The sequence below is a fragment of the Mariniluteicoccus endophyticus genome, assembly GCF_054780035.1.
The window spans coordinates 19,662-38,414 of record NZ_BAAGXC010000020.1; the positions used below are offsets into that span (position 1 = coordinate 19,662).

The window sequence follows — 18,753 nt, forward strand, 5'->3', positions numbered from 1 at the left end:
ATCCGCGGGTGCAGGTGGCCCCAGGTCGTCGCAGCGGCTCAGGTCTGCGGCAGCGACTCGATGGCGGTCGGCTGGCTCAGCACCCACTCGGGCTCGGCGACCAGCAGTGACAGCGACTTGTCGGCGAACAGGTCGACGTCGACCACGTAGCGGTAGCCCGCCCGCTCCCCCGCGTCGATGGCGGCCACGTCACCGGCGGGGACGCCCAGCACAATTCGGCGGCAGCCCGGGTCGGCCTCGAAGACCTTGCCGGTGACGAGCTGCAGCGGCTCGGGGCGCTGGGCGTCGCTGGTGATCTCCAGGTCGCGCGCGCCGACGGGGTACGCGTCCTTCAGCCGTGACGTGAGCGTGTGCCGCGTCGACACCAGACCGACGTGCCCACCCTCGTACGCGACCGCGTACCCGTTCTCCCAACCATCGGCCGGGGCCGCGGCCTCCACCGTCCAGCCCGCGGGCAGCGGCTCGGGGCGGAAGATCCCACTGAGCTCGGCGTCGGTCATGCCTTCTTCTCCCCCAGCTGCTTCTGGACGATCTCGCGGATGGCGACCTTGTCGAGCTTGCCGGAGCCGTTGCGCGGGACCTCGTTGACGAGCACGAGCTGCTTGGGCAGCTTGTAGCGCGCCAGGTACTTGTGGCAGAACGCCCGGACCTCCTCGATGTCGGGCGTCGTGCCGTCCGCGCAGCGCATGACCGCCACGACCGACTCGCCCCACTTCTCGTCCTGGACGCCCACGACGGCGACGTCGGTGACGCCCGGGAACTCGGCGAGCGCACGCTCGACCTCGGCAGGGTAGACGTTCTCGCCGCCGGTGATGATCATGTCCTTGAGGCGGTCGACGATGAAGTAGTAACCGTCGGCGTCGCGGTAGCCGATGTCACCCGAGCGGAACCAGCCGTCGGAGAACGCGTTGGCGGTCGCCTCGGGGCTGTTCCAGTAGCCGATCGTCACGTTCGGGCCGCGTACGCACATCTCGCCGGACACGTCGGCCTCGTCAATGTCCTCACCGGTGGCGGGGTCGATCAGCTTGATCTCTGTGTAGGGCATCGGGATGCCGCAGGAGCCGGCCTTCTCGTGGGTGAGCGCCGCCGGGAGGTAGGTCGCGAACGGTGCGGTCTCGGTGAGGCCCCATGCCTGCTGGACGAGCACGTTCTTCACCGCGTACTGGGTGATCAGCACCGGCGGCACGGGCGCACCGGCGGCGATGATCGCGCGCAGCGTGGTGATGTCGGCGTCGGCGAACTCCTTCTGCTGGGCCATGGCCGACAGCTGGGCGGGCACGAGGAACGCGGAGTTGCACTTGAATTCCTCGATGTCTTTCAGCGTCTGCACCGGGTTGAAGTGGCGACGCACCAGGTTGGTGTTGCCGCGCACGAACGCACGGATGGTGAACGAGTTGAGCGCGCCGATGTGGAACAGCGGCGCCACGACGAGGTTCACGTCACCGGGGCGGGTATCAACCATGGTGTCGACGTTGACCGAGTTCCAGAACACGTTGCCGAACGTCAGCTGGACGCCCTTCGGGAGGCCGGTCGTGCCCGAGGTGAACATCAGGATCGCGAGGTCGTCCATCGCCGTGCGGTGTGGCGCGGGCAGGTCGGCGCCGTCAGCGGTGAAGACCTCTGATGCCTTCTTCCACCACTCGGCCGGCTTGCCGTCGACCGGGTCGGCCGGGTCGTCGTCGATGAGCAGTCGGACGGCATCGGTCACGCCCGGCAAGAGCGCCTCGACAACGGCACGGTGGCCGGCCTCGACGACGAACATCTCCGGCTGGCCCTGCGCGAGCAGGCCCTCGATCTCCTTGCGCGCCAGGCGGAAGTTCAGCGGCATGAACACGCCGCCGAGCCACCACGTCGCCAGCATCGTGAAGATCAACGAACGCGAGTTCAGGCCCAGGTAGCACACGCGTACGCCGGGCTTGACGCCCTGCTGCTGCAGCCACGCCGCCCAGCGGCGGGTCTCGGCCTCGAGGTCGGCGTACGTGAAGCGCTGGTCCTCATAGATCATGGCCCGGTGGGTCGGGTGGTAGTACGCGTTGCGCGCGACGTACGTCACCGGGTTGGTGTCGATCAGCAGTCCCGGGGTCGGGCCGTGCTCGGACATCTGGCTCATAGGTCGTCTCCTCCCGCGGCGCTGCGGAATCCTCGGACGGCGATCCCGCCGTCCACGCTGATGATGGTGCCGGTGATGTTGGCGCTGTTGGTCCTCGACCCCAGCAGGACGTAGGACGCCACGAACTCCTCCGGCTCGGTGCTCGCGTCGTGCAGCGGGATGGCGGGGTTGCGGGTGGCGTTGTTGCGGTCGAAGCTGTCGGAGATGCGGCGGTCGTCGAGCCCCAGCGACGACGGGCCGCGAAGGTCGGTACGCATGCCGCCGACGGCCACGCCGTTAACGCGTACCTTCGGCGCCAGCTCGTAGGCCAGCTGCATGACCAGCCCGCGCGCGGCGAACTTCGACGCCGTGTAGACCGGACCGCCGCCGGCGCTGTAGAACGACGCGTTCGACAGGGTCATGATGACCGAGCCGCGCGTCTTCACCAGCTCGCGCCAGGCCGCGTTCACCGCGAGCAGGTAGCCCTTGACGTTGATCGCCATGACCTCGTCGAACGCCTTCGCAAGCTCGTCACCGGTGAGGCGGGTGACACTGCGGTTGTAGTCCCAGATGCCCGCGTTGGGCACGAGCACGTCGAGTTTGCCGAAGCGCTCCACCGTCGCCGCGACCGCGGCCTCCATGTCGGCGGGGCTGCGCACGTCGCCGGTCAGCGAGACCATGCGGTCCCCCGCGCCCAGCTCGGCGACCGTGCGCTCGCCCTGCTCGGGGTCGATGCCGACGATCGCGACTGCCGCGCCCTCTGTCAGGTATCGCTCGGCGACGGCACGGCCTACGCCCGAGCCGCCCCCGGTGATGAGGGCGACCTCCCCGTCCATCCAGCCCATCGGCCCTGCTTTCTGCGTGTCGCGGATCAGAAGAACGTGCTGATGTTCTTGACCAGCAGCACGTTCGAGTCGAACAGGATCTGGCGGTTCGCCACCAGGAAGTCGTCGCCGTCGCGGCGGACGAGGTCGGTACGCATGCCCGCGTACAGGTCGGTCTCGCGCTCCAGGCGCGAGCGCCAGACCAGGAACGCCGAGCGGACGACGAGGTCGTCACCCTGGTGGCGTGCGGTGATGTTGGAGATCAGGTGACGCGTGCGCGAGGGCGGGTCCTCGGCCCAGGCCATGCCGGAGTCGAAACGGCGGATGCGCCACGACAGCGAGTCCTTGGTCTCGTCGTAGAACGCGGCCTCACCGGGCTTGGCGATCGACAGGGCCTGCTGGCGGCGGAGCCGGTTGGAGCGCACGGGCGCCCAGTAATGCAGGTCGTCGGCGAAGATCTCGAGCCAGTCGGCGAAGCGGCCGTCGTCGAGCAGCTCGGCCTCGCGGAAGTAGAACTGCTGGATGCGGTATCCGAGCTCGGCGTCGACGAGGCGGCCCTCGAGCTCGTTCTCGGCGGATGCGCTGGTGTGTTCCGTCATGGTTCTTCCTGTCACTTCGCGAGCTTCTTGAGCTGGACGGCAGGGTCCGCCAGCTGGGCCGCGTCCACCACGGTGCCGCGGTCGATCAGGCGTCGGGCGGCGCGTACGCCCATCCCGCCGTCGATGGCAGCGGCACCCACGACCTTGTCGTCGTCGGTGACGCGGAAGACGATCTGCGGAGCCCCGTCGACCTCGCGGACGACGTTGCGGCCGGGCGCGACCATCGAGCCGACGCCCTCGACGTGGACGCCGTGGCGGTCGGACCAGAACCACGACGTGCTGTGGATCGGCAGCGCCTCACCCATGATGGACGCGGCTGCCGTCTGGGCCTCGTGCATCGCCGACTCCCAGTGCTCGTGGCGCCGGTGCAGCGTCCCGTCCGCCAGTCGCATACGCGCGGCGTCGCCCACGGCGTAGATCTTCGGGTTGGTCGTGCGCTGGTGCGCGTCGACAAGTACGCCGTTGTCGATGTCGAGCCCGGCCGAGACGGCCAGGCCCATCTCGGCCTCGATGCCAATGGCAACGAGCACGGTGTCGGCGTCGACCTCACGGCCGCCCGAGGCGAGGCCGCCGTCGAGCTCGAGGTGGAACCCCGCGCCGCGCGGCTCGATGCGGGTGACCATGCCGGTGACGACGTCGATGCCCGCCTTCGCGTGCATGGCGTGGAGGGCCTCGGCGATCTCCGGGCCGACGGCGGGGACCAGCGGCACGTCGACGGGGTCGATGAGCGTCGTGGTGATGCCCATCTTCGCGGCCGTCGAGGCGACCTCGGCACCGATGAGGCCCGCGCCGATGATGGCCAGCGAGCCGCCAGCCTGCATCTTCGCGCGCAGCAGGTCGCCGTCGGCCTTCGTGCGCAGCACGACGAGCCCGTCGGAGTCGCCGCCGGGGCACGGCAGGTGGCGCGGGATGCCGCCGGTGGCCAGCACGACGACATCGGCGGCCAGGTGGCGTCCGCTCTCGAGCAGCACCGCGCCCTCATCGACGAGGATGCGGTCGGCGCGGTCGGCGACGACCTCGACCGAGTTCTCCTCGAACCATGACGCCGGGACGAACCACAGCTTCTCGGCGTCGTACTCGCCGTCGAGGTACTGCTTGCTCAGCGGCGGGCGGTCGTACGGGATGCCCTCGGGGTCGACGATCGCGATCGTCCCCCCGAAGCCCCGTCGGCGCAGCTCCTGCGCCGTGGTGAACCCGCCGATGCCGCCGCCGATGATGGCGACGGAGCCGGGCACGGGCTGCTCGGTCATGGCTCAGGCCTCCGCAGGGGCCGAGGTGTCGAGGTAGACCTCGTCGTCACGGACCTCGACCCTGTAGGTCTTCGCCGCGACGGTGGCCGGCATGCACAGGGCCGCGCCGGTCTTGAGGCAGAACCTGGCGGAGTGCAGCGGGCACTCCACCTCGGAACCCTCGATCCAGCCGTCGGCCAGCGACGCCTCCTCGTGGGTGCAGGTGTCGTCGAGCGCGTACCACTCGTCGTCCTCGGTGCGGAACAGGGCGATGTCGTCCTCGGTGCCCGTCACGTCCTTCGAGACGACGATGGCCTCGCCCTCCTCGACGTCGTCGACGGCTGCGACCTTGATCTCGCTCACTTGGTGTTCCCTTCGTTGTTGTTCTTCGTCTCGTGCCAGGCGGGGGTGCTCATCAGCTGCTGCCAGCGGCGGTAGAAGCCGCGGCCGGCCGCATCGGAGTAGAGCTCGCTGGTCAGGCCCGGGTAGCCCTCCTCGTGGCGCTCCGAGCCCATGCCCATCTGGTAGTTGAGGGCGACGTTGCCGGTGATGAAGCCGTGGGCGATCGACTGGCACTCCGACCAGTTCTCGCCGTCGTCCTGCTCGAAGATGCCGCTGGGACCGAACGTCCGCAGGTTGTACAGGCGCTGCGCCTGCTTGACCTCTTCGGGCATGGACTTGTCGAGGATCGTCCAGGCCCACACCTCCATCTTGTCCGGGCCCTTGGGGTGCCAGACGCGGATGGAGCCGTTGACCGGCAGGTAGGAGAAGTTCGGGAAGACCGTGGCGTGGCCGTTGGTCAGCGGGCCCTGCACACGGGAGACGCCCAGGCGCTCCTTCAGGAACTCGTAGTCGTAGTACTCGTGGACCGTCTTGGCGTCGAAGCGGTTCTTCGGGTGGACGGGGAAGCCGGCGCCGTGGCCGCGCTCGGGATCGGTGTACTGGCGGCCGATGCGCTCGGCGATCTCGGCCTTGGGGCCGCGACCGGTCGGTGACATGACCGTCAGCGCCGAGGCGTGCGACATGTTCACGTGGTACCAGTCAGTGGCGAACTGCTCGGCGGCGAGCTTCCAATTGCCGTCGAGCTGCCACTTCATGACGCCCTCGACGACGCAGGTGCCCTCGGGATCCTTGTCGAGCATGGCGTCCATGTACCAGGTCATCTCACCGAGCGCGTCGACGAGCGGTTCGGCGTCGGGGTCCCAGTTGCCGAAGATCAGGCCGTGGTAGAACTGCACGTTCGGCACCTCGACGAGGCCCCAGTCCTCCTTCTTGAAGTCCTCCGGGTAGCCGTCGCCCCTGGGCAGCGAGATCAACTTGCCCTCGAGGTCGTACGCCCAGCCGTGGTAGGTGCAGGTGAAGTTCTTCGTCGAGCCCATGTCGGCACGGCACACGCGCGCGCCGCGGTGACGGCACGAGTTGAGGTAGGCGCGGATCTTCTTCTGCTTGTCCATCGTGACGATGATGGGGTCCTCGCCCATGAACGTCTGGAAGAAGTCGCCCGGCTTCTTGAACTGGTCGGTGTGGGCCAGGAAGAGCCAGCTGCGCGCGAAGATCCGGCGCTGCTCGGCCTGATAGACCGTCTGGTCGGTGAACACCGCGCGGTCGACGAAACCACTGTCGGGATCCACCATCATGGAGAGATCGACCTGCGGTGCCAGCCCCGCCGGGCGGCGCAGAGATCCCATGGGATTCATCGACGTCAACGGGGGAACGGGTGCCCCGGCGTCGCGTGCATCGGTCGTCATCGAACCCTGCCTCCTTGAGTGCCTGCCCCCAATGTTTTCACCCTTTCCCGCCAGTCGCGGGAGTTGCGTTCCAAACATCGAAACGACGACTTGTGTCAAGTCCCGGGACCTGCTGTCACAATCGTCGGACCCGTCGAAAGGACTCCCATGCGCGCCGCCGTCGCCGTCTCCCAGGCCCCCGACAACCCGCTGTCGGGCCTCCACGTCAAGGAAGTGGACGACCCCACTCCCCCGCCGGGCTGGGCGCGGGTGAAGGTGCGCGCCGCGTCGCTCAACATGCACGACCTGTGGACCCTGCGCGGCGTCGGCCACCCGGCCGAGCGCCTGCCGATGATCCTGGGCTGCGACGCCGCCGGCGTCACCGAGGACGGCCGCGAGGTGGTCCTCCACCCGATGATCGCCGACGCCGACGCGGGCTTCGGCGACGAGACGCTCGACCCGAACCGCGCGCTGCTTTCAGAGCGGCACGACGGCGCCTTCGCGGAGTGGGTCGTGGTCCCCCAGCGGTGCCTCGTCGACAAGCCCGCCCACCTCAGCTTCGAGGAGGCGGCCTGCCTGCCGGTGGCGTGGGGCACCGCGTACCGCATGCTCTTCACCCAGGGCGAGGTGCGCGCGGGCGACCGCGTACTCGTCCAAGGCGCTTCCGGCGGCGTGGTCTCGGCCGCCATCACCATGGCGAAGGCCGCCGGGGCGAAGGTCTACGTGACCTCGCGCACCGAGGAGAAGCGGGAGTACGCGCGCTCGCTCGGTGCCGACGAGGTCTTCGAGTCGGGCGCCCGCCTGCCCGAACGCGTCGACGTCGTCGTCGAGACCGTCGGCGCGGCCACCTGGGGCCACTCGCTGCGCTGCCTGCGTCCCGGCGGCGCGATCGTGTGCTGCGGTGCCACCACCGGCGGTGAGCCGCCCGCCGAGCTCCACCGGGTGTTCTACCAGCAGCTGCGCGTGCTCGGCTCGACGGGCTCGACGCTGACCGAGACCAAGCGGATGCTGCGCATGGTCGAGACGATGGGCCTGCGTCCGAAGGTCGACCAGGTCTACGGCCTCGACGAGATCCACGCTGCGTTCGAGCGCATGGCCTCCGGCGACTTCGAGGGCAAGCTCGTCATCGGCTTCCCCGCCTGATCCTGCAGGTCCGAAGTCCCAGACGCGCAGGGGCGCCTCGGCGGTTCCGGGGCGCCCTGTCGCTGTCAGGCGGTTCAGCCGGCCGTCCAGGTGACCGACTCCGACCAGTCGTCGACCTCGGCAGGCAGCCACAGTGGCGCTTCAATGTCCTGCTGCTCCTCGACCCGAAGCTCGCCGACACCGATCGCGCAAGGCGTTCCAAGAGGTCCGCGAGATCACGGTGCGGCGCCTCATCGGCCACTGGCTGCCCCAGCTTCCGCCGGACGCCCACCACGTGTCCCAGTGCATGGCCACCGCCGCGCTGGCCCTGGTCGACGGCGCGCTCATCGCCACAGTGAACGGTCAGGACGTCGACAGGGAGTGGCTCGCCGGATCGTTGACGACGGCCCTCGACGAGGCGGTCGAACGGGCCTGGTCCGAGAGCCCGGCTACGCGTCCCAGCCGCTGATCAGGCGCCGCAGCCGGCTCCGGTTGACACCCGCGCCGACGACGGCGAGGACGGGCGCGGGACTCAGCACGTCGGCGGCGACGGCCTGGATCTCGTCGGCGGTGACGGCCGCATACCGGTCGAGGATCTCGGTGATGGTTCGGGTGTCTCCGATCATCTCGGCGGTGCCCAGGCGCGACATGCGCGCGGTCGGGCCCTCGTAGCCGAGCATCATCTGCCCCCGCATCTGGCCGTGGGCGCGCCGGAGCTCGTGCTCGGCCACCCCGTGCTCGATGACGTCGGCGACGGTGGCGCGGACCACACCGGCGATGTCGGGCACGCGCTCGGGCGAGGAGCCCCACTCGACGGTGAACATGCCCACGTCGGCGTACGCGGCCTCGCTCGCGTCGATGGCGTAGGTGAGCGCGCGGCGCTCGCGCACCTCGACGAACAGGCGCGAGCTCATGCCGCCGCCGAGGATGGCGGCGAGCAGGTTGAGCGCATAGCGTCGCTCGTCGATCTCACCCGGGGCACGGAAGACGCCCGGGCCGCCGAACGCCATGACGGCGTTGGCCTGCTCGAAGGGGCGCTTGTGGGCGAGCACGCCCGGATCGGCCGACAGCCGCGCGGGCGGCGTACGCGTGGGCTGGCTGCGCCGGGCGAGCCGCTCGTCGAGCTCGCGCAGGCTGTCGACCAGCCGGTCATGGTCGACGTGGCCGGCGGCGGTGACGACGATGTTGGACGAGTCGTAGTGGCGCTTGTAGTAACCCACGACCTGTTCACGGGTGAGCCCGCGGATCGACGACTCGGTGCCGATGACGCTACGGGCGAGCGTCGTCCCGGTGAAGAGATTGTTGGCGACGAGCTCGTGGGCCGTCTCGACGGGGTCGTCGTTGTGCATCGCGATCTCGTCGAGGATCACGTCACGCTCGGCCTCGAGCTCGTGGCGCTGGACCGTCGAGGCCGAGAGCATGTCGGAGATGACGTCGACGGCCACGGGGGCGTCGTCGGCGAGTACCTTGGCGTAGAAGCACGTGTGCTCCTTGGCCGTGTAGGCGTTGATCTCGCCGCCGACCTCCTCGATGGCCGCAGAAATCTGTTCCGGCGTACGCCGTTTCGTGCCCTTGAACAGCACGTGCTCAAGGAAGTGGGAGGCGCCGTGGAGGTGGGCCGACTCGTGGCGCGAGCCGGTCCCGACGAAGAAGCCCAGGCTGAACGTGTGGGAGCCGGGCATGTCCTCGCTGAGGACGCGCAGACCGCCCGGCAGCACGGTTCGGCGGGTCTCCCCACCGATGTAGCGCCGGGCGGTCTGTCGGTCGTCGTTGACGGTCAACTGCGGATCAGGGACACCCTCAGGCGTCCTCGGCCTCCGCGGCGCCGACGGCCTTCTCCTCGTCGGTCTCGTCCTCGATGACCGGGACGAGCGAGAGCTTGCCGCGGTCGTCGATCTCGGAGATCTCGACCTGAAGCTTCTGGCCGACCGAGACGACGTCGTCGACGTTCTCGACTCGGGCGCCGCCGGCGAGCGGGCGCAGCTTCGAGATGTGGAGCAGACCGTCCTTGCCGGGCAGCAGCGACACGAACGCACCGAAATTGGTCGTCTTGACGACCGTGCCCAGGTAGCGCTCGCCCTTCTCGGGCATCGTCGGGTTGGCGATCGCGTTGATCGTCGTGCGGGCGGCCTCGGCGGCCACGCCGTCGGCGGCACCGATGTAGATGGTGCCGTCGTCCTCGATGGTGATCTCGGCGCCGGTGTCGTCCTGGATCTGGTTGATCATCTTGCCCTTGGGGCCGATGACCTCGCCGATCTTGTCGACCGGGATCTTGACCGTGATGATGCGCGGCGCGTACGGCGACATCTCGTCGGGACGGTCGATGGCCTCGTTCATGACCTCGAGGATCGTGTAACGGGCCTCCTTGGCCTGGAGCAGCGCCTTCGACAGCTCGTCGGCGGGGATGCCGTCGAGCTTGGTGTCGAGCTGGAGCGCGGTCACGAACTCCTTGGTGCCGGCGACCTTGAAGTCCATGTCGCCCAGGGCGTCCTCGTCCCCGAGGATGTCGGTGAGGGCGACATAGTGGGTCTTGCCGTCGATGTCCTCGGACATGAGGCCCATGGCGATGCCCGCGACGGGGGCCTTCAGCGGCACACCGGCGTTGAGCAGGGCCAGCGTCGAGGCGCAGACCGAGCCCATCGAGGTCGAGCCGTTGGAGCCCAGCGCCTCAGAGACCTGACGGATCGCGTACGGGAACTCCTCGCGGTCGGGCAGCACCGGCACGAGGGCACGCTCGGCGAGGGCGCCGTGGCCGATCTCGCGGCGCTTGGGGGAGCCCACGCGTCCGGTCTCGCCGGTCGAGAACGGCGGGAAGTTGTAGTGGTGCATGTAGCGCTTGTGGTCCTCGGGGGCCAGGGTGTCGAGCTTCTGCTCGAGGCCCAGCATGTTGAGGGTTGTCACGCCGAGGATCTGGGTCTCGCCGCGCTGGAACAGCGCGGAGCCGTGGACGCGCGGGATCACGTCGACCTCGGCCGACAGCGTACGGATGTCGGAGACGCCGCGGCCGTCGATGCGGACCTTCTCAGTCAGGGTGCGGTGACGGACGATCTTCTTCTGCAGCGCCTTGAAGGCACCCGAGATCTCCTTCTCGCGACCCTCGAACTGGGCGTCGAACTTCTCGTGGAGCTCGGCCTTGAGGGCGTCGACGGCGTCGTTGCGCTCGGCCTTGGCCGGGATCGACATGACCTGCCTGGTCTTGTCCTCGGCGTAGCCCTTGACGGCGTCCATGACATCGTCCTCATAGTCCTTGAAGACCGGGAAGTCGGCGGTGTCCTTCGGGAACTTCGCGGCGAGCTCCGCCTGAGCCTCGCACAGCACCTTGATGAACTTCTTGGACTCCTCGAGGCCCTGGCCCACGACCTCCTCGGTGGGGGCGGTGCGACCGGCACGGACGAAGCCCCAGGTCTGCTCGGTGGACTCGGCCTCGACCATCATGATCGCGACGTCGCCGTCGGGCAGGACGCGGCCGGCGACGACCATGTCGAACGTGGCGTCCTCAAGTTGCTTGACCGTCGGGAACGCGACCCACTGGTCCTCGATGAGCGCGATGCGGACGCCGCCGATCGGGCCGGTGAATGGAAGGCCGGCGAGCTGGGTCGACATCGACGCGGCGTTGATGGCCACGACGTCGTACATGACATCGGGATTGAGTGCCATGACGGTCACGACGACCTGGACCTCGTTGCGCAGGCCCTTGACGAACGCGGGGCGCAGCGGGCGGTCGATGAGGCGGCAGGTCAGGATGGCGCCCTCCGAGGGGCGGCCCTCGCGACGGAAGAACGAACCGGGGATGCGCCCCGCGGCGTACATGCGCTCCTCGACATCGACCGTCAGGGGGAAGAAGTCGATGGCGTCGCGCGGCTGCTTCTGGGCCGTCGTGGCCGAGAGCAGCATGGTGTCGTCGTCGATGAAGACCGAGGCCGAGCCAGCCGCTTGACGGGCCAGCAGGCCCGACTCGAAGCGGACGGTGTGCTTGCCGTACTTGCCGTTGTCGATGACGGCCTCGGTGAAGTGCAGGTCAGGTCCCTCCACGGGGATTCCTTTCGTGGTGCGATCGCAGTCGCACGCGGCCGGTCCGATGGTGGAGACGGTCTTCGATCGAGGTCCGCGGGCGCGTGCGCAACTCCCGAAGACCACTACCGAGGACCGATGACTCCCGAGACAGCCGGGCAGGCGCGATCTGGTGTTCATAGGTATGTGGTTGTGTTCTCAGGCTACCCGACGCGGGAACTTTCCCCCACCGCGACCCGCCCGCCCGCACCCGACGCGCTTTATCATCCGTGCATGGTCGTCCTCGCGTATCTCCTCGGAGTCGTCTACACCCATGGCCTCTACCTGGTCGGAGCCGCCGTGGTCCTGTTCTTCCTGTGGAGCTTCTGCCAACGGGACGGGTTGCGTCTCCTCCGCATCCCCCTGGGCATCCTCCTGCTCGCCGTGGTCGGCACACTGGGCTTCTACACCTTCGACATGTCCCGCCGCAGCGACGGCGCGACGGGTGAGCTGATCGCGAAGCACGGCGAACCCGCCAAGATCGAACTGGTGAAGCAGACCGGCAGCCATCGCACCACCGGGCGTCGCCGTTCTGCTTCGATCGACTACGACGTGGTGATCCGTTATGCCGACGGCACCTCGGTGTCCAAGAACCTCGACATCCTGGACATTCCCGCCACCGAGGAGGGATGGCGGATCATCGTCGAGTCCACAGCCTACGAGGCGCGGTGCCTGCCGAAGCTGCGGGAGGCTTGCTCGGTCGTGGGCCGCGCGGCCTGATCCTCCGCCGGCCTGATCCTCCGCCGGCCTGATCCTCCGCCGACCTGATCCTCCGCCGACCTGATCCTCCGCCGACCTGATCCTCCGCCGGCCAGAGACGACGGACGCCGCCCTCCCGAAGGAGGACGGCGTCCGGTTCGTCTGCGGTGCGGGTCAGCGGCGCAGCCCGAGGCGCTTGATGAGCTCTCGGTAGTGCTCGACGTCCTGCTTGGCGACGTAGTTGAGGAGGCGGCGGCGCTGGCCGACCATCAGCATGAGGCCACGACGCGAGTGGTGGTCACCCTTGTGCTGCTTGAGGTGCTCGGTCAGGTGGGCGATGCGCTTGGTCAGAAGAGCGATCTGCACGTCCGGCGAACCCGTGTCGCCCGGCTTGGTCGCGTACTCCTCGATGATCTGCTTCTTGGTCTCGGCGTCCATGGAACGCTCCTCTCCGGTTTCCCGTTGCGCGGCGCCCCCTGCTCGAGTGCATCGGGAGCTCTTGGTGATCCGCGGCCGTCGTGACGGCAACCGGGCGAAGATACCAGCCCGAAGACGTCCGGCGCCACTTGAGGCAGCGGTATTATCGACTTGTCGATGGAGCCGTCGGCTCCGCGGGTCCAGGGTAAGCAGATCCCCGTCAGGCCCTCTCTGCATTGTCCGGACGAGAAAGGCGCGATGACGACCACACTCCACCCCAGCAGCACCGAGGCCAGCGCACACCTTGCGCACGTCAGCCCCCGCGGCGCGCTGAGCACGGCGATCCTCCACGTCCTCACCTCCGGCGGGACCGCGGACACCGCACGGCGCGCGTGCGAGTCCTGGCGCCCACCCCGCCCCGACCACGACCACGTGCTCGAGGACGACGACCTCCAGCTCTCCCTCCTGTTGCTCTACGGCATCCCCTACGGATGGTTCGGCCCGTCCGCCGACATCCTGGAGTGGGACGCCGCCCTCCTGGGCGTGCGTCGCGACCTGGAGTCCCTCCTCGAGAGCGACCTGAGGCGACGTGTGGGCCGGATCGAAGTGCCGGAACCCCGCTCCCGGGCCGTCGCACGGGCCCTGTTCGACCTCACGGGCGGCAAGGTCTCGCCGCTGTCACGCTTCGTCAAGCAGCGTGCGACCCGGGAGCAGCTCCGCGAGCTCCTCGTCCTCCGTGGGCTCTACACGCTTCGCGAGGCCGACCCGCACTCCTGGGCGATCCCCCGCGTACGCGGCCGGGCGAAGGCGGCCCTGGTGGAGATCCAGGCCGACGAGTACGGCAACGGCGATCTGGGCGACATGCACTCGACACTGTTCGCCGCGTCTATGGCGGGGGCAGGACTGTCCACGGACCACCTGGCCCACGTGGACCTGCTCCCCGCACGCGTGCTGGCGTCCCACAACACAATGTCGCTGTTCGGCCTCAACCGAAGGCTGCTCGGGGCCATCATCGGCCACCTCACCGCGTTCGAGATGACCTCGGCGACCCCCAACCTCCACTACCGGGACGGTTTCGCGCGCGTCGGCTTCGGTGACGACGTGACCCGCTACTTCGCCGAGCACGTTCAGGCCGACGCCGTCCACGAGCAGATCGCCGCGCACCACCTCGCCGGCGCGCTGGCCGAGGACGAGCCGGGACGCACGGCTGACATCATGTTCGGGGCCGCCGCCTCGCTCCTCGTCGACGGCCTGGTGGCCGAGGACCTGCTGGCAGCCTGGAAGGAGGGCCGCAGCGCGCTGCGCGGCCCCCTCGCACCCGAGGAGGGGGCACGATGAACGACACCGCACCCGGACCGTCCACCCGGATCACCGCCTATCCCGACGGGCCGCTGATCGTGCGCGGCGACGTTGAAGTGTGCGACGTCGAGGGGAGACCCCTCCCCCTGCGCAACGGTCCGGTCGCGCTGTGCCGCTGCGGCCGGTCCGGCGACAAGCCGTTCTGCGACGGCTCCCATCGCCTCGCCGGGTTCAAGGCGCCCTGAGACCCGCGGACGGCGGGAACCCGCGGGCCACGGGAGGGTCCCGAACATGTGCGGGTGGCTCGCGGCGATCCAGCGGACGTCCGCCACCTCGGGTGCGCGTGCGACCGCCTCGTCGGAGACGAAGCCGACGCGGTCCCACATGAGGGCGCCGGCCGGGGCACGGACGATGAGCGTGGTCTGGTCGATGCCTCCACGGGGCTCGACGTCGAGGGCGAGGAGGTCGAGCTCGCGCTCGGCGACCTCCATGCGGCGGCCGACCAGGTCGGCGAGGCGGACCCAGCACTACCGCTGGCGGGCAGGTGTTGCCTCGCGTCGGCACAGATCGGGCACAGGGGCCCGCTCGCCGGGGCCGCTCCCCCGCAGGTCGCGCACAGCCCGGGCCCGGTGTCGATCGCCATCCCCATGTCCACCTGCACGGCGTGCGGGCACAACGGATGAGTAGGTTGATCACATGAAGATCCTGCAGTCCGCCCGTCTGGTCGACCACGACGATCATCGGGTGGTGTGGGAGGTCGACGGGGCCCACCGGTTGACGGTCGCGGTGCTGGACGACCGGCTGTTCCGGGTATGGCTCCAGCCGGGAGGAACCTCGCTGGTGGACCGCACGTGGCTCGTGGCGCCGGGTGGTGACGTACCGTTCGCCGGCCGCGACCGCGGCAGCCTCGACGGCTTCGGGCTGCCGCAGTTCTCGTTGTCGCAGGACGCGGGTGTGGTGACGATCGCGACGGAGCGGCTGCGCGTACGGGTCCTGACCGAGCCATTGCGGCTGGAGTGGGACCACAGCGCGGGCGACGCGGGGTGGACGCCGCTGGTCCACGACCGGGCGACGGGCGCGTACGCCGTGGGGCGCGACGGCTCGGTCCACCACTGGCAGGACTTCCCGTCCCACCACCGCTACTTCGGCCTCGGCGAGAAGGCGGGCGACCTGGAGCGCACGGGGCGGAGGTTCGAGTTCCGCGGGCTCGACGCGATGGGCTACGACGCGGGCTCGACCGACCCGCTCTACAAGCATGTGCCGGTGACGATCACGGCTAACGCCGGCCAGCCGTTCGGTATGCTCTACGACAACCTCGCCACGAGCTGGTTCGACCTCGGCAACGAGATCGACAACTACCACCGCCGCTACCGAACCTACACCGCCGAGTGCGGCGACCTCGACTACTACCTGTGGGCGGCCGACTCGATGGAGGACGTGACGCGCGGCGTGGGGCGGCTGACGGGAGCCACGTGCTTCCCGCCGCGGTGGTCGCTGGGCTACTCGGGGTCGACGATGCACTACACCGACGCCGAGAACGCCGCGGAGCAGCTGCTGGAGTTCATCGACCTGTGCCGCGAGCACGACATCCCGTGCGACTCGTTCCAGCTGAGCTCGGGTTACACGTCGATCGACGGCAAGCGCTACGTCTTCCACTGGAACCGCGACAAGTTCCCCGACCCGCGTGCGACCACGAAGGCGTTCGCCGACGCGGGTCTCCACCTCGCGGCGAACATCAAGCCGTGCCTGCTCCACGACCACCCGGCGTACGCGGACGCCGAGCGCGACGGGCTGTTCCTCACCGACCCCGACACGGGGCGGCCGGAGCGCTCGCCGTTCTGGGACGACTGGGGGTCCCACCTGGACATGACCAACCCGCGGACCATCGCCTGGTGGCAGCGGGGCGTGACCACCCAGCTGCTCGAGATGGGCATCGGGTCGACGTGGAACGACAACAACGAATACCCGGTCACCGACGGGGGCTCAGTGTGCGCGGGTTTCGGGCGTCCGTTCCCCGTCCGCGCGGCGCGCCCGCTTCATCCACTACTGATGAACAAGGCGTCGCGCGAGGCCCAGGAGGCGTACGCGCCGGACGAGCGGCCGTACCTCATCACCCGCTCGGGTCCCATCGGCCTGCAGCGGTACGCCCAGACGTGGTCGGGCGACAACCGGACGAGCTGGCGGACGCTGCGCTACAACACGCGCATGGGCGTGGGCATGTCGATGTCGGGGCTGTACAACATCGGCCACGACGTGGGCGGATTCTCCGGCGACCGTCCCGATCCCGAGCTGTTCGTGCGCTGGGTCCAGAACGGCGTGATGCACCCGCGGTTCACCATCCACTCCTGGAACGACGACGGCACGGTCAACGAGCCGTGGATGTATCCCGAGGTCCTGCCGGCGGTCCGCGGGGCCATCGCGCTGCGCTACCGCCTGCTCCCCCACCTCTACACGCTGCTGTGGCGCGCCGCCGCCCACGGCGACCCCATGCTGCGGCCGCTGTTCTTCGACTTCCCCGACGACCCACGTGCATGGGACGAGACAGACGACTTCCTGCTGGGCCGCGACCTGCTGGTCGCCCCGGTCGTCGAGCCGGGCGCGACCACGCGCCGCGTACGCCTGCCCGAGGGCGGGCACGGCTGGATCGACTGGCACACCGGCACCCACCACGCCGCCGGCCAGGAGATCACGCTCGACGCCCCGCTGGAGCGGTTGCCGCTGCTGGTGCGCGCGGGCGCGGGCATCGCGCTGTCCGACCGGGTGGCCCACGTCGACGTCGCGGCCGACACCACCCGTACGCTGCGCCTGTTCCCCGCCCCAGCGGGCGCGGGCGAGGTCACGGTGTCCGGTCAGCTGTTCGACGACGACGGCGTCGGCCACGGCTGGAGGGGTGACGACCACCTGGTGGTCGATTGGACGTTCACGTCCACCGCCGACGCGCTGCACCTGGCAGTGGCGACTACGGGGGCATATTCGCCGCCGTGGGAGCGGCTCGACGTCGTCCTGCCCGACGGCGAGACCCGCCCGCTGACCATCGACGACCCGAAGGGGATGACCCGTGCCTGAGCTGTCCTGCCGGATCGACGGCCACACCGCCGTCGTGACCATCGACAACCCCGCCAAGCGCAACGCCATCACCGTCGGGATGTGGGAGGATTTCGTCCCTCTCATGGCCCGGCTCACCGAGGACGACGCCGTGAAGGTGGTCGTCCTGACCGGTGCCGGCGAGAACTTCTCGGCGGGTTCCGACATCGCCGCCCTCGACCAGCTCGGCGACGCGCGGCTGCCGGTCGCCGCCGAGGCCGCGGTCGCGGAGTGCCCCAAGCCGGTGATTGCGGCGATCCGCGGGTTCTGCCTGGGCGGGGGCTGCGAGATCGCCACCGCCTGCGACCTGCGCATCACCGGTGACGACGCTCGGTTCTCGGTGCCGCCGGCGAACCTCGGGATCATCTATCCGCTGTCGGCCACCGAGCGGCTCGTGAACCTGATCGGCCCGGCCGCCACCAAGCACCTGATGTTCACCGGGGAGCCGATCGGCGCCGCCCGCGCGCTCCACATCGGCCTGGTCGACGAGGTCGTCGCACCCGACACGGCGCTCGACCGCGCGCTGCACGTCGCCGATCGCATCGCCTCGCGCTCGCAGCTGACCGTCCAGGCCAGCAAGGAGGTCGTCGATGGGCTGGCGGGTGGCCGGCCCGACGTGGCCGACGTGGCCGCGGGCTGGTTGCGGCGCGCGAACCACGGACCCGATCTGGCCGAGGGACGCGCGGCGTTCCTGGAGCGGCGTACGCCCGACTTCAGCTGGACGCGTCACACCCCGGACGCAGGGCTCGAGGCATGATCGGCACGCAGCCGCGGCCCTGGCGCCGCTACGTCGCCGTGGGCGACTCGTTCACCGAGGGCATGTGCGACGTCGACACCTCCCGCGACAACGCGTTCGTGGGCTGGGCCGACCGGCTGGCCCTGCGCCTGGCGAAGGTCGCCGCCCACGACGCCTCCCAGTTCGAGTACGCCAACCTCGCCATCCGCGGGCGCAAGCTCGACGACATCGTCACCCGCCAGGTCCCGCTGGCGCTCGAGCTGGAGCCGGACCTGGTCTCGCTCGTCGGCGGCGGCAACGACATCCTGCGGCCCCGCGCCGACATCGACGCGCTCGCCGAGCAGCTCGAGGAGGCCGTCGTACGCTGCCGCGAGGCCGGTGCCGACGTGCTCATGGCCACGCCGGTGGACCCATCGGAGGCACCGATCATCCAGATGACCCGCGGGCGTGCCGCGACCTTTGCGGCGAAGATCTGGTCGATCGCGGAGCGCCACGGCGCGTACGTGGTCAACCAGTGGGGCATGGACGAGCTGCGCGACTGGCGCCTGTGGGGCGCCGACCGCATCCACATGACGCCCGACGGCCACGAGCGCGTCAGCCTCAGGGCGTACGCCGCGCTGGGCCTGCGCCCCGAGGACGCCGAGCTGCCGCAGGCCCTGCCACCGCTGGAGGCCGTGCCGTGGCGTACGCGGCTGGCCAACGACGCATCGTGGACGCGGACCTACTTCGGTCCGTGGGTGCAGCGCCGACTAACCGGCCGTTCCTCGGGTGACGGAATGAGCGCGAAGCGTCCCCGTGCCGAGGTCGTCGACCCGACCGCCGCACTGCCGGTCGCCGACTGACCCGCCCCCGTCCCCGACCGTGCGGAAATGTCGTTG

The 18,753-nt window shown here is 69.6% G+C and carries 19 protein-coding genes; 9 read left to right on the forward strand and 10 right to left on the reverse strand.

All coding sequences use genetic code 11. The features are described from left to right. Positions 1-38 precede the first annotated feature (38 nt). From ACYVGD_RS09380 to ACYVGD_RS09410, 7 genes are read right to left on the reverse strand one after another with little or no spacing between them, the layout of a single operon-like run. Complete coding sequence (locus tag ACYVGD_RS09380) at positions 39-500, reverse strand: hypothetical protein (protein ID WP_460743115.1); 462 nt, start codon at positions 498-500, stop codon at positions 39-41. Then, positions 497-2,110: an AMP-binding protein gene (locus tag ACYVGD_RS09385; protein ID WP_460743117.1), complete on the reverse strand. Its 1,614-nt coding sequence runs from the start codon at positions 2,108-2,110 to the stop codon at positions 497-499. The genes ACYVGD_RS09380 and ACYVGD_RS09385 overlap by 4 nt, the downstream gene beginning before the upstream one ends. Further along, positions 2,107-2,934 (reverse strand): 3-(cis-5,6-dihydroxycyclohexa-1,3-dien-1-yl)propanoate dehydrogenase, encoded by an 828-nt coding sequence (gene hcaB, locus ACYVGD_RS09390; protein WP_460743119.1) that lies wholly within the window; start codon positions 2,932-2,934, stop codon positions 2,107-2,109. The genes ACYVGD_RS09385 and hcaB overlap by 4 nt, the downstream gene beginning before the upstream one ends. A gap of 26 nt (positions 2,935-2,960) precedes the next feature. Continuing rightward, positions 2,961-3,512, reverse strand: coding sequence for a 3-phenylpropionate/cinnamic acid dioxygenase subunit beta (locus tag ACYVGD_RS09395; protein WP_460743121.1), 552 nt, complete (start codon positions 3,510-3,512; stop codon positions 2,961-2,963). Between the two features lie 11 nt (positions 3,513-3,523). After that, a complete protein-coding gene (locus ACYVGD_RS09400; protein ID WP_460743123.1) occupies positions 3,524-4,762 on the reverse strand; it encodes an NAD(P)/FAD-dependent oxidoreductase in 1,239 nt (412 codons plus the stop codon). Between the two features lie 3 nt (positions 4,763-4,765). Continuing rightward, positions 4,766-5,104, reverse strand: a complete 339-nt coding sequence (locus ACYVGD_RS09405) for a bifunctional 3-phenylpropionate/cinnamic acid dioxygenase ferredoxin subunit (protein ID WP_460743125.1) — start codon at positions 5,102-5,104, stop codon at positions 4,766-4,768. Then, complete coding sequence (locus ACYVGD_RS09410) at positions 5,101-6,489, reverse strand: SRPBCC family protein (RefSeq protein WP_460743127.1); 1,389 nt, start codon at positions 6,487-6,489, stop codon at positions 5,101-5,103. The genes ACYVGD_RS09405 and ACYVGD_RS09410 overlap by 4 nt, the downstream gene beginning before the upstream one ends. A gap of 147 nt (positions 6,490-6,636) precedes the next feature. Between ACYVGD_RS09410 and ACYVGD_RS09415 the strand changes: the two genes are divergently transcribed. Both ACYVGD_RS09415 and ACYVGD_RS09420 read left to right on the forward strand, forming a co-directional pair. Further along, positions 6,637-7,611, forward strand: coding sequence for a zinc-binding dehydrogenase (locus tag ACYVGD_RS09415; RefSeq protein ID WP_460743129.1), 975 nt, complete (start codon positions 6,637-6,639; stop codon positions 7,609-7,611). 220 nt (positions 7,612-7,831) lie between these two features. Further along, positions 7,832-8,059, forward strand: coding sequence for a hypothetical protein (locus ACYVGD_RS09420; RefSeq protein ID WP_460743131.1), 228 nt, complete (start codon positions 7,832-7,834; stop codon positions 8,057-8,059). Here ACYVGD_RS09420 and ACYVGD_RS09425 read toward each other — a convergent pair. Together ACYVGD_RS09425 and ACYVGD_RS09430 are read right to left on the reverse strand one after the other, a co-directional pair. Beyond that, entirely contained in the window at positions 8,040-9,371 is a 1,332-nt protein-coding gene (locus tag ACYVGD_RS09425) for a M16 family metallopeptidase (RefSeq protein WP_460743133.1), read from the reverse strand. The genes ACYVGD_RS09420 and ACYVGD_RS09425 overlap by 20 nt on opposite strands. A gap of 19 nt (positions 9,372-9,390) precedes the next feature. Next, positions 9,391-11,622, reverse strand: coding sequence for a polyribonucleotide nucleotidyltransferase (locus ACYVGD_RS09430; RefSeq protein WP_460743134.1), 2,232 nt, complete (start codon positions 11,620-11,622; stop codon positions 9,391-9,393). Positions 11,623-11,874: 252 nt separating this feature from the next. Between ACYVGD_RS09430 and ACYVGD_RS09435 the strand changes: the two genes are divergently transcribed. Beyond that, on the forward strand, positions 11,875-12,360 hold the full coding sequence (locus tag ACYVGD_RS09435; RefSeq protein ID WP_460743136.1) for a hypothetical protein: 486 nt from the start codon (positions 11,875-11,877) through the stop codon (positions 12,358-12,360). A gap of 153 nt (positions 12,361-12,513) precedes the next feature. Here the strand turns inward: ACYVGD_RS09435 and rpsO are convergent, their stop codons facing one another. After that, complete coding sequence (gene rpsO, locus ACYVGD_RS09440) at positions 12,514-12,777, reverse strand: 30S ribosomal protein S15 (protein ID WP_460743138.1); 264 nt, start codon at positions 12,775-12,777, stop codon at positions 12,514-12,516. Between the two features lie 237 nt (positions 12,778-13,014). Between rpsO and ACYVGD_RS09445 the strand changes: the two genes are divergently transcribed. Genes ACYVGD_RS09445 through ACYVGD_RS09470 form a run of 6 tightly spaced genes read left to right on the forward strand, consistent with a single transcriptional unit; the run spans position 13,015 to position 18,717 of the window. Next, entirely contained in the window at positions 13,015-14,094 is a 1,080-nt protein-coding gene (locus ACYVGD_RS09445; RefSeq protein ID WP_460743140.1) for an iron-containing redox enzyme family protein, read from the forward strand. Further along, entirely contained in the window at positions 14,091-14,300 is a 210-nt protein-coding gene (locus ACYVGD_RS09450; RefSeq protein WP_460743142.1) for a CDGSH iron-sulfur domain-containing protein, read from the forward strand. The genes ACYVGD_RS09445 and ACYVGD_RS09450 overlap by 4 nt, the downstream gene beginning before the upstream one ends. A gap of 54 nt (positions 14,301-14,354) precedes the next feature. Continuing rightward, positions 14,355-14,738: a hypothetical protein gene (locus ACYVGD_RS09455; RefSeq protein WP_460743144.1), complete on the forward strand. Its 384-nt coding sequence runs from the start codon at positions 14,355-14,357 to the stop codon at positions 14,736-14,738. Between the two features lie 13 nt (positions 14,739-14,751). After that, positions 14,752-17,121, forward strand: coding sequence for a glycoside hydrolase family 31 protein (locus ACYVGD_RS09460; protein WP_460743146.1), 2,370 nt, complete (start codon positions 14,752-14,754; stop codon positions 17,119-17,121). Next, the gene (locus tag ACYVGD_RS09465) at positions 17,114-17,896 is read left to right on the forward strand and encodes an enoyl-CoA hydratase/isomerase family protein (RefSeq protein WP_460743148.1); all 783 of its coding nucleotides are present in this window, start codon (positions 17,114-17,116) and stop codon (positions 17,894-17,896) included. The genes ACYVGD_RS09460 and ACYVGD_RS09465 overlap by 8 nt, the downstream gene beginning before the upstream one ends. After that, a complete protein-coding gene (locus tag ACYVGD_RS09470; RefSeq protein WP_460743150.1) occupies positions 17,893-18,717 on the forward strand; it encodes an SGNH/GDSL hydrolase family protein in 825 nt (274 codons plus the stop codon). The genes ACYVGD_RS09465 and ACYVGD_RS09470 overlap by 4 nt, the downstream gene beginning before the upstream one ends. Positions 18,718-18,753 lie beyond the last annotated feature (36 nt).

Excerpts from the sequence above, each read along its gene's own strand:
- ACYVGD_RS09395 (WP_460743121.1), bottom strand. The coding sequence starts at position 3,512 with ATGACGGAACACACCAGCGCATCCGCCGAGAACGAGCTCGAGGGCCGC.
- ACYVGD_RS09470 (WP_460743150.1), top strand. The coding sequence starts at position 17,893 with ATGATCGGCACGCAGCCGCGGCCCTGGCGCCGCTACGTCGCCGTGGGC.
- ACYVGD_RS09445 (WP_460743140.1), top strand. The coding sequence starts at position 13,015 with ATGACGACCACACTCCACCCCAGCAGCACCGAGGCCAGCGCACACCTT.
- ACYVGD_RS09400 (WP_460743123.1), bottom strand. The coding sequence starts at position 4,762 with ATGACCGAGCAGCCCGTGCCCGGCTCCGTCGCCATCATCGGCGGCGGC.
- rpsO (WP_460743138.1), bottom strand. The coding sequence starts at position 12,777 with ATGGACGCCGAGACCAAGAAGCAGATCATCGAGGAGTACGCGACCAAG.
- ACYVGD_RS09435 (WP_460743136.1), top strand. The coding sequence starts at position 11,875 with ATGGTCGTCCTCGCGTATCTCCTCGGAGTCGTCTACACCCATGGCCTC.
- ACYVGD_RS09385 (WP_460743117.1), bottom strand. The coding sequence starts at position 2,110 with ATGAGCCAGATGTCCGAGCACGGCCCGACCCCGGGACTGCTGATCGAC.
- ACYVGD_RS09415 (WP_460743129.1), top strand. The coding sequence starts at position 6,637 with ATGCGCGCCGCCGTCGCCGTCTCCCAGGCCCCCGACAACCCGCTGTCG.
- ACYVGD_RS09380 (WP_460743115.1), bottom strand. The coding sequence starts at position 500 with ATGACCGACGCCGAGCTCAGTGGGATCTTCCGCCCCGAGCCGCTGCCC.
- ACYVGD_RS09410 (WP_460743127.1), bottom strand. The coding sequence starts at position 6,489 with ATGACGACCGATGCACGCGACGCCGGGGCACCCGTTCCCCCGTTGACG.
- ACYVGD_RS09450 (WP_460743142.1), top strand. The coding sequence starts at position 14,091 with ATGAACGACACCGCACCCGGACCGTCCACCCGGATCACCGCCTATCCC.
- ACYVGD_RS09460 (WP_460743146.1), top strand. The coding sequence starts at position 14,752 with ATGAAGATCCTGCAGTCCGCCCGTCTGGTCGACCACGACGATCATCGG.
- hcaB (WP_460743119.1), bottom strand. The coding sequence starts at position 2,934 with ATGGGCTGGATGGACGGGGAGGTCGCCCTCATCACCGGGGGCGGCTCG.